The 8,978-nt window shown below is 71.5% G+C and carries 9 protein-coding genes; 5 read left to right on the top strand and 4 right to left on the bottom strand.

Features of this window, described 5'->3' with window-relative positions; translation table 11 throughout:
- Positions 1–59 precede the first annotated feature (59 nt).
- The 3 genes from xseA to ACIQMU_RS03275 all read left to right on the top strand — a co-directional run bounded on the left by xseA (position 60) and on the right by ACIQMU_RS03275 (position 2,391).
- A complete protein-coding gene (gene xseA / locus ACIQMU_RS03265) occupies positions 60–1,271 on the top strand; it encodes an exodeoxyribonuclease VII large subunit (RefSeq protein WP_402688121.1) in 1,212 nt (403 codons plus the stop codon).
- 127 nt (positions 1,272–1,398) lie between these two features.
- The gene (locus ACIQMU_RS03270) at positions 1,399–1,641 is read left to right on the top strand and encodes an exodeoxyribonuclease VII small subunit (RefSeq protein ID WP_352244118.1); all 243 of its coding nucleotides are present in this window, start codon (positions 1,399–1,401) and stop codon (positions 1,639–1,641) included.
- Between the two features lie 159 nt (positions 1,642–1,800).
- Complete coding sequence (locus ACIQMU_RS03275; RefSeq protein ID WP_402688122.1) at positions 1,801–2,391, top strand: malonic semialdehyde reductase; 591 nt, start codon at positions 1,801–1,803, stop codon at positions 2,389–2,391.
- Between the two features lie 227 nt (positions 2,392–2,618).
- Here the strand turns inward: ACIQMU_RS03275 and ACIQMU_RS03280 are convergent, their stop codons facing one another.
- Positions 2,619–3,167 (bottom strand): DUF4245 domain-containing protein, encoded by a 549-nt coding sequence (locus tag ACIQMU_RS03280; protein ID WP_352240505.1) that lies wholly within the window; start codon positions 3,165–3,167, stop codon positions 2,619–2,621.
- A gap of 228 nt (positions 3,168–3,395) precedes the next feature.
- On the opposite strand from ACIQMU_RS03280, the gene glpX reads away from it, so the two are divergent.
- Positions 3,396–4,427 (top strand): class II fructose-bisphosphatase, encoded by a 1,032-nt coding sequence (glpX, locus tag ACIQMU_RS03285; protein ID WP_352240504.1) that lies wholly within the window; start codon positions 3,396–3,398, stop codon positions 4,425–4,427.
- A gap of 126 nt (positions 4,428–4,553) precedes the next feature.
- Here glpX and ACIQMU_RS03290 read toward each other — a convergent pair whose 3' ends face one another.
- Together ACIQMU_RS03290 and ACIQMU_RS03295 are read right to left on the bottom strand one after the other, a co-directional pair.
- Positions 4,554–4,925 (bottom strand): WhiB family transcriptional regulator, encoded by a 372-nt coding sequence (locus tag ACIQMU_RS03290; RefSeq protein ID WP_352240503.1) that lies wholly within the window; start codon positions 4,923–4,925, stop codon positions 4,554–4,556.
- A gap of 163 nt (positions 4,926–5,088) precedes the next feature.
- A complete protein-coding gene (locus tag ACIQMU_RS03295; protein ID WP_402688123.1) occupies positions 5,089–5,784 on the bottom strand; it encodes a DUF1707 domain-containing protein in 696 nt (231 codons plus the stop codon).
- Positions 5,785–6,099: 315 nt separating this feature from the next.
- On the opposite strand from ACIQMU_RS03295, the gene ACIQMU_RS03300 reads away from it, so the two are divergent.
- The gene (locus ACIQMU_RS03300) at positions 6,100–7,770 is read left to right on the top strand and encodes a fumarate hydratase (protein WP_352240501.1); all 1,671 of its coding nucleotides are present in this window, start codon (positions 6,100–6,102) and stop codon (positions 7,768–7,770) included.
- A gap of 176 nt (positions 7,771–7,946) precedes the next feature.
- Here the strand turns inward: ACIQMU_RS03300 and ACIQMU_RS03305 are convergent, their stop codons facing one another.
- The gene (locus ACIQMU_RS03305; protein WP_352240500.1) at positions 7,947–8,948 is read right to left on the bottom strand and encodes a LuxR C-terminal-related transcriptional regulator; all 1,002 of its coding nucleotides are present in this window, start codon (positions 8,946–8,948) and stop codon (positions 7,947–7,949) included.
- Positions 8,949–8,978: the final 30 nt, after the last annotated feature.

Consider the following 8,978-nt stretch of genomic DNA (forward strand, 5'->3'; position numbering starts at 1 on the left):
GACGCCGTACGGGGCGCGGGGCGGGTGTCATGTCGGTGGCGGCCGATACGCTCGCCCGTATGGCTCTCAACACGTCCGCGGAAGCGCCGCTGCCCGTCGGTGAGGTGTCCCGGCTCATCGGCGGGTGGATCGACCGGCTCGGCGCCGTCTGGGTGGAGGGGCAGATCACCCAGCTCTCGCGGCGGCCCGGGGCCGGGGTCGTCTTTCTGACGCTGCGCGACCCGTCCCACGACATCTCGGTGAGCGTGACCTGCTTCCGTCAGGTCTTCGACCGGATCGCCGATGTGGTGACGGAGGGCGCGCGCGTCGTCGTGCTGGCCAAGCCGGAGTGGTACGCGCCCCGGGGGCAGCTGTCGCTGCGGGCGACGGACATACGGCCGGTCGGGATCGGCGAGCTGCTCGTGCGGCTGGAGCAGCTGAAGAAGTCGCTCGCCGCCGAAGGGCTCTTCGCCCTGGACCGCAAGAAGCCGCTGCCCTTCCTCCCGCAGCTCATCGGGCTGGTCTGCGGGCGTGCCTCCGCCGCCGAGCGCGATGTCCTGGAGAACGCCCGCCGCCGCTGGCCCGCCGTGCGCTTCGAGGTCCGCAACACCGCCGTGCAGGGCGTGAACGCGGTCGCCCAGGTCGTACAGGCGGTCGAGGAGCTGGACGCGCTGGCCGAGGTCGATGTGATCGTGGTGGCCCGGGGCGGCGGCAGCGTCGAGGATCTCCTGCCGTTCTCCGACGAGCAGTTGGTCCGGACCGTGGCCGCCTGCCGTACCCCGGTGGTCTCCGCCATCGGCCACGAACCCGACTCGCCGCTGCTGGATCTGGTCGCCGATCTGCGTGCCTCCACGCCCACGGACGCGGCCAAGAAGGTCGTCCCGGACGTGGGCGAGGAGCTGGAGCGGGTGCAGCAGCTGCGGGACCGGGCGCTGCGGACCGTACGGGGGCTGCTGGACCGCGAGGAGCGTGGGCTCGCGCACGCGCTGGGCCGGCCCGCGATGGAGCGGCCCCAGCGGCTGGTGGACGAGCGCGAGGCCGAGGTGGACGCGCTCCTGGGGCGCAGCCGCCGGGTGCTGGGCCACCTGCTGGACCGGGCCGATTCGGAGTTGTCGCACACGCTCGCCCGGGTCGTCTCGCTGTCGCCCGCCGCGACCCTGGAGCGGGGGTACGCGGTGCTCCAGCGGCCCGACGGGCACGTGGTGCGCTCGCCCGACGAGGCCGGGGCGCCCGGTGAGCCGATGCGGGCGCGGGTGTCGGAGGGCGAGTTCACGGTGCGGGTGGACGGGTGAGGCCGGCGGGCGCGGCCGACCGGTCGGCCGCGCCCGCCGGGGAGCGGGGAGGGCCGGCCTGACCGGCCGTATCGCACGGGCGGCAGCGCCCGCAATGTCGTAGCAGCTCACATCTAGGGAGGATCACATGACGGACGACGACGGGACGGCGGCGGCTGCCGCCACGGGCACGCTCGGGTACGAGCAGGCGCGGGACGAGCTGATCGAGGTCGTGCGCCGGCTGGAGGCGGGCGGCACGACGCTGGAGGAGTCGCTGGCCCTGTGGGAGCGGGGCGAGGAGCTGGCGAAGGTCTGCCGGCACTGGCTGGAGGGCGCCCGCGCCCGGCTGGACGCGGCCCTGGCCCGCCCGGAGGGCGTCACCGAGGGCTGAGCCGCCCGCGAGCCCGTTCCCGCACAGAGCGGACGCCGTCACGCACGGTGCCCGCGCTGTGGAGTGGATCACTCCCCTCCGGTTTTAGTTGAAAGTTAACCTAATCCTGGCGTACGTTCGGGTCATCCCCACTGCGTTCGTCCGGAAGGTTTGCACCAGATGTCCCTCGTTCTCGACCCCGCCGCCCAGGACCTCCTCTTCCGCGAGGCCCGTACCGCCAACGCCTTCACCGACGAGCCGGTGACCGACGAGCAGGTCCAGGCGATCTACGACCTGGTCAAGTTCGGCCCGACCGCCTTCAACCAGTCGCCGCTGCGCGTCGTCCTGGTCCGCTCCGCCGAGGGTCGCGAGCGCCTGGTGCAGCACATGGCCGAGGGCAACCGCCCGAAGACCTCCACGGCCCCGCTGGTCGCGATCCTGGCCGCCGACAACGAGTTCCACGAGGAGCTCCCGGCGCTGCTCCCGCACTTCCCGCAGGTCAAGGACATGTTCTTCGCGGAGCGCCCGGTCCGCGAGTCGGCCGCCGGCCTCAACGCCGCGCTCCAGGCCGCCTACTTCATCATCGGCGTCCGCGCCGCCGGCCTGGCCGCCGGCCCGATGACCGGCTACGACGCCGCGGGCATCCAGAAGGAGTTCCTGGACGACGACCACACCCCGCTGATGGTCGTCAACATCGGCAAGCCGGGCGAGGACGCCTGGTTCCCGCGCAGCCCGCGCCTCTCCTTCGACGAGGTCGTCACGACCGTCTGAGTCCTTACGGCCGTCTGAGTCCTCACGACCGTCTGAGTCCTTACGGCCGAGTCCACGAAGGCCGAGGCCGCACGAGGACACCGAGGCCGCACGAGGACCGAGTCCGTGCGGCACGCGCTCGCGCGCGTCGCACCGCTCGCGGATACGCGGAAGGGGCCCCGGAACACCTGGTGACACCTGGTGTTCCGGGGCCCCTTCCGCGCAGGCGGGCCGGTGCGGGGCGCGCCTCAGGAAGCCGGCGCGGCGGGCGGCGTGGTCTTCAGCGCGGCGGCCATCTCGACCAGGCTCTCCTTCGGCGCCGAGCCGGTCACCACCGTGGTGTGGCCCTTCCCGGGCAGGACGAGGGCGTTGTACTTCGCGCCCTCCCAGTACTGCCACTCGCGGCCCGCCACCGTCTCGGTGCGCCCGGTGTCCTTCGCCTTCTGGCTGACCTCGGGGACGTAGGTGCGGGCGACGGCGGTGGACTGCTCGACCGCGACATACCTGCGGTCCGCGTCGAGGAAGCCCAGATGCCAGGCGTCACCCGCTACGTCGTCGTACCTGACGGACGTCGCCTTCCACTCCTTCGGCAGGCCCTCGGGCGCGGCCACCGGATAGGGGGCCGCGGTCCGCACCGTCGCCAGTTCCACGGTGAAGTCGACGGCCTTGATCGGATCGGCGTGCTCGTCCTTCGGGATGAAGAGGTAGATGACGCCCGCGCAGGCGGCGATCACCAAGGTCGACAGGAGCATGTCCCGGACTGTCTGCTTGCCTCGCTTGCTTGCCACGGGATCCATGGTGGCACGCGGCCTGACACGCCCGGCCGCAGGGTGCCGGTGACGGCCGCGGCCCCAGGGCCTTTCGCCTGGATCATGTCGGGCTCGCAGGCCCCCGGCACCCGGCCTGCTCCTGACGCAGGACGCCAGGGCGCTCATGCGTGACCCGGCCTGCTCATTTTATCGACCTACCGATAGAGTCACAGCACCCTCATATCCGGTCGTCGCCGTACAGAAAGGTGCGCTCCGATGTCCGAGCATCATCTGCCGTCCCCACTGGAGGTCTCCCCGGAGGCCCCCGACCGCAACCTGGCCCTGGAGTTGGTCCGGGTCACCGAGGCCGCCGCCATGGCTGCCGGGCGCTGGGTGGGCCGCGGCGACAAGATCGGCGCCGACGGCGCCGCCGTGAAGGCCATGCGGACCCTCGTCTCGACCGTCTCGATGAACGGCGTCGTCGTCATCGGTGAGGGCGAGAAGGACGAAGCGCCCATGCTGTTCAACGGCGAGCGGGTCGGCGACGGCACCGGCGCCGAGGTCGACATCGCGGTCGACCCGATCGACGGCACCACCCTCAACGCCAAGGGCATGCCGAACGCCATCGCCGTACTGGCCGCGGCCGACCGAGGCGCGATGTTCGACCCGTCCGCGGTCTTCTACATGGACAAGCTGGTCACGGGGCCCGAGGCGGCGGACTTCGTCGACATCAACGCGCCCGTGTCGGTGAACATCCGACGCGTGGCACGGGCGAAGAACTCCGCGCCCGAGGACGTCACCGTCGTCATCCTCGACCGCCCCCGGCACGAGGACATCGTCAAGGAGATCCGGGAGACCGGCGCGCGCATCAAGTTCATCTCCGACGGCGACGTCGCCGGGTCGATCATGGCGGCCCGTGAGGGCACCGGCGTCGACCTGCTGATGGGCATCGGCGGGACGCCGGAGGGCATCATCTCGGCGTGCGCCATAAAGTGCCTGGGCGGAGTCATCCAGGGCAAGCTCTGGCCCAAGGACGAGGCCGAGCGGCGGCGGGCGCTGGACGCGGGCCACGATCTGGACCGGGTGCTGTCGACCGACGACCTGGTCAGCGGCGACAACGTGTTCTTCGTGGCGACGGGGATCACCGACGGTGAGCTGATGCGCGGTGTGCGGTACCGCGCGGAGGAGGCGACCACCGAGTCGATCGTGATGCGTTCCAAGTCCGGCACGATCCGGACGATCTCCTCGACCCACCGGCTGTCGAAGCTGCGCGCCTACAGCGCCATCGACTTCGACCGCGCGAAGTAGCCCGGCGGCCGGGAGACGAAGAGGGAGAAGAGAGGGAGGGGGCGTGCGGGGCGGGCATTCGCTTCGCACACCCCCCTCTTCTCTTCGCACACGCGGGTGCGCTTCTCTTCGCGCACGCGGATGCGTTCAGCCGGCCGCGGCTATGTGCTCGCCCGTCGTCGCGGCCGCGAGCTCGATGTCCCGCCGTCGCCGCCGGGCGAGCGCCACCCGGCGCTCGGCGGCGGTGAGCCCGCCCCACACCCCGTACGGCTCGGGCTGCATCAGCGCGTGCTCCCGGCACTCGATCATGACCGGACACCGGGCGCAGACGCGCTTGGCGGCCTCCTCGCGGGCCAGCCGGGCGGCGGTCGGTTCCTTCGACGGAGCGAAGAACAGGCCCGCCTCGTCACGGCGACAGGCCGCGTCGGAATGCCAGGGGCCCGCATCGTCCCCCCGGGCGGGGGTCCGCTGGGCCGGTACGGCGGCGACCTGCAGAGGCTGATGCGGCGGTTGCAGCACGGCTACTCCTGACGACGGCTACGGCTTCGCGAGCGAAAGACGATGCAGCAGTCCCTACCCGCTGTACGTGCGCCTATGCACTGAGTGGCACCAGCGCGCGACGCACCGCAATGCGCCCCTGCGGCATTCTGGCCGATTACCGGGGTCGTCCGCCCCGCCGTATTCAGTGGCCGAGGTGTTTGCGCAGCCGCCGCTGGAGGTCCGCGACGAACGTGCCCCGCTTCGGCCTGGCTTCCACGGTTCCGAACACGGAATAGCCGTTCACCACGACGACCGGGGCTTCCGGGTCCGCCGATTCCAGCGTCCGCACTTCGAAGGTGCCGAAGACGCCCGTGCCGTTGCCGCGCAGGGAAATGTTCTCCGGTACCCGGATATCGACGCTGCCGAAGATGGACGTCGCATTGATGACGGTGAGGCGTTGGCCGAAAAGCGCCTCGGTCAGATCGATCTCCACGCTGCCGAAGAGCGCGAAGGCGTTCGTCCGGCCGCCGACCCGCCAACGGCCCTTGCGGGTGGCGCTGCTGAAGACCGCGACGAGGTTGTCGGCGGGACCGTCGGAACCGGCGGGGCCGTAGGCGTACGGCTGCGAGCCCGGGCGCGGGGCGGTGGAGCCGGAGGCCGCGGGCAGGTCCCGGACCAGTGGCTGGAGGTCACCGACGGTCTTGGCCCGGTAGACCAGGTCGATCCGCTCGGCGTGCTCGTCCGCCGTCAGACGGCCCTCGGCCATCGCCTCCCGCAGGATGTCCGCGATCCGGTCGCGGTCGGCGTCGGAGGCGCGGATGCCATCGCCGCCCACGACTTCGGCGGGCGGCGGGGCGGCCGGCGCGGGGGGCTGCTGAGGCTGCTTCTCTAGGTCCACCGACCCAGCGTACCCAGACGCGATAGATCGCGACTACCCCTCCAACGGCGCGCCCCGGCCCCGCTGGGCGCCGGACCCCGGCCCGTTTCCCGGAGCGCGGCGAGCCGGAGCACGGCGAGCCGGACCCCCGCGGACCGGACCCCGGCGGACCGAGCCCGCGCCCCGGTGGCCGGGGCCCCGGCCGCGGCCCGGGTTACCGAGGGGGCGTCCAGGTGAGCCTTACCTCACAGGATGCTCACGGAGAGGGCGCTCTACCCTGGTGGATGCGCTGCCCGAGGGAGGTCAGCCGCTGTCGCCGAGTGAGGAATGGCCGTCATGGCAGAGTTTGCGTACTCCGATCTGCTCCCCCTGGGGGAGGACACCACGCCGTACCGTCTGGTGACCGCCGAGGGTGTCTCCACCTTCGAGGCCGACGGGCGTACGTTCCTCAAGGTCGATCCGGAGGCCCTGCGCACGCTGGCCGCCGAGGCGATGCACGACATCTCGCACTACCTGCGCCCGGCACACCTGGCGCAGCTGCGGCGGATCGTCGACGACCCGGAGGCGTCCTCCAACGACAAGTTCGTGGCGCTGGACCTCCTGAAGAACGCGAACATCGCCGCCGCGGGCGTGCTGCCGATGTGCCAGGACACCGGTACGGCGATCGTCATGGGCAAGCGCGGGCAGAACGTGCTGACCGAGGGCGGTGACGAGCAGGCCCTGTCGCACGGGATCTACGACGCGTACACCAAGCTCAACCTGCGCTATTCGCAGATGGCCCCGCTGACCATGTGGGACGAGAAGAACACGGGTTCCAACCTGCCGGCCCAGATCGAGCTGTACGCCACCGACGGCGGCGCGTACAAGTTCCTCTTCATGGCGAAGGGCGGCGGCTCGGCCAACAAGTCGTTCCTCTACCAGGAGACGAAGGCCGTCCTGAACGAGACCTCCATGATGACGTTCCTGGAGGAGAAGATCCGCTCGCTCGGCACCGCGGCCTGTCCGCCTTACCACCTGGCGATCGTGGTCGGCGGCACGTCGGCGGAGTTCGCGCTGAAGACCGCCAAGTACGCCTCCGCGCACTACCTGGACGAGCTGCCCGCCGAGGGCTCCCCCGCCGGGCACGGCTTCCGGGACAAGGAGCTGGAGGAGAAGGTCTTCGAGCTGACGCAGCGGATCGGGATCGGCGCGCAGTTCGGCGGCAAGTACTTCTGCCACGACGTGCGGGTGGTGCGCCTGCCCCGGCACGGGGCCTCGCTGCCCGTCGCCATCGCCGTGTCCTGCTCGGCGGACCGCCAGGCCACCGCGAAGATCACCGCCGAGGGCGTCTTCCTGGAGCAGCTGGAGAAGGACCCGGCGCGCTTCCTGCCCGACACCACCGACGAGCACCTCGACGAGGCCGGCGGGGACGTCGTGGAGATCGACCTCAACCGGCCGATGGACGAGGTGCTGGCCGAACTGACCAAGTACCCGGTCAAGACCCGGCTCTCGCTGACCGGCCCGCTGGTCGTGGCGCGCGACATCGCGCACGCCAAGATCAAGGAGCGCCTGGACGCCGGCGAGGAGATGCCGCAGTACCTGAAGGACCACCCGGTGTACTACGCGGGCCCGGCGAAGACGCCCGAGGGATACGCCTCCGGTTCCTTCGGTCCGACGACGGCCGGCCGGATGGACTCTTACGTGGAGCAGTTCCAGGCGGCGGGCGGCTCCAAGGTGATGCTCGCCAAGGGCAACCGCAGCAAGCAGGTCACCGACGCCTGCGACGCGCACGGCGGCTTCTACCTCGGCTCGATCGGCGGCCCGGCGGCCCGGCTCGCACAGGACTGCATCAAGAAGGTCGAGGTCGTCGAGTACGAGGAGCTCGGCATGGAGGCGGTCTGGCGCATCGAGGTCGAGGACTTCCCCGCGTTCATCGTCGTCGACGACAAGGGCAACGACTTCTTCACCGAGCCCGCCCCGGCTCCGACGTTCACCAGCATCCCGGTACGCGGGCCGGGCCTCGGCTGACCGCATCCGGCCGCACCGGCGTACGAAGAGGCCGGATCTCACGGCCGGCCCGCACCGCGTGACCCGTACGAAGAGGCCGGGGTCTCGGCCGGCCCGCGCCGCGTGACCCGTACGAAGGGGGCGGGCCCGTACGCGTACGCAGGGGGCCTGCCCGCCCGGCAGGCCCCTGCCGCGTCTCAGCCGTCCAGCAGGCCCGACGTCGCGACCAGATAGCCCAGCTGCGCGCGGCTGTTGCTGCCCAGTTGCTCGGACACCTTGCGCATGTGCTCGGCGACGCTGCGGCGGCTCATGCCGATCCGGCGGGCGATGGCGGCGTCGGTCTCGCCGTTGACGACGGCCTGGAGGATGGCGCGCTGGAGGTCGGAGGTGACGACGGGGGTGCGCAGCGGCGCGCGTTCGGGGCGGACGGGGACCGCGCGGGTCCACGCCTCGTCGAAGTGGCGGGCCAGGAAGCGGACCAGGGACGGGTGCTGGACGCGCAGGGCGGAATACGGCTCGTCCGAGAACGGGATGAGGGCGAGGTCCCGGTCGAAGACGATGAACCGGTCCGCGACCTCGGCCAGCGTTCTGATCTCGGCCCCCTCGGCGGTCACCTGCTCGATGTAGGCGAGCGTGGTGCGGTCCGAGCGGACGGTGTGCTGGTAGAGGGTGCGCTGCCGGATGCCCCGGCGCAGGTTGCCCAGGTCGCGCGGGAGCGACTGCTCCAGGACGTGGGCCGGGCGTCCGCCGCCCGGGTGGGCGGTGCGGACCTCGGCACGGCAGCCGCTGACCCCGGCGTCCAGGGCCTTGTTGATGACGGCCTCGCCGGAGAGCCGGGTGAGGGCGGGACGTTCCTGGCGGTGCATCTCGGCGTAGAGGCCCTCGAAGGCGGCGAGGGTGGCGCGGGCGGAGCGCAGGGTGCGGCGCTGCTCCAGGATCGCCTCCTCGATCGGGGCGAGGGCGGCGAATGAGGCGGTCTCCGGCGGTACGGGGATGAGGCGGCCGGGCGACTCCCGGTCGGTCACCACCAGGTGCAGGGACCGCAGGCAGGGTGGCGCGGCGGCGGCCGGGAGGCTGCCCTCCGTCAGCGCACGGCGATAGGCCGCGAGCGCCGCCTCGCAGGGTTGTTCCGGTATCGACCGGTCCGAGGGTGATTCACGGCAATCACATACCGGTGAGGGGGAATGATCGTCCTTCACAAGGATGCAGATTACCTTTGTGCAATCGGG

The sequence above is a fragment of the Streptomyces sp. NPDC091649 genome, from assembly GCF_044756785.1.
Taxonomy (GTDB): Bacteria; Actinomycetota; Actinomycetes; order Streptomycetales; family Streptomycetaceae; genus Streptomyces.

Excerpts from the sequence above, each read along its gene's own strand:
- ACIQMU_RS03275 (WP_402688122.1), top strand. The coding sequence starts at position 1,801 with ATGTCCCTCGTTCTCGACCCCGCCGCCCAGGACCTCCTCTTCCGCGAG.
- ACIQMU_RS03300 (WP_352240501.1), top strand. The coding sequence starts at position 6,100 with ATGGCAGAGTTTGCGTACTCCGATCTGCTCCCCCTGGGGGAGGACACC.
- glpX (WP_352240504.1), top strand. The coding sequence starts at position 3,396 with ATGTCCGAGCATCATCTGCCGTCCCCACTGGAGGTCTCCCCGGAGGCC.
- ACIQMU_RS03270 (WP_352244118.1), top strand. The coding sequence starts at position 1,399 with ATGACGGACGACGACGGGACGGCGGCGGCTGCCGCCACGGGCACGCTC.
- xseA (WP_402688121.1), top strand. The coding sequence starts at position 60 with ATGGCTCTCAACACGTCCGCGGAAGCGCCGCTGCCCGTCGGTGAGGTG.
- ACIQMU_RS03280 (WP_352240505.1), bottom strand. The coding sequence starts at position 3,167 with ATGGATCCCGTGGCAAGCAAGCGAGGCAAGCAGACAGTCCGGGACATG.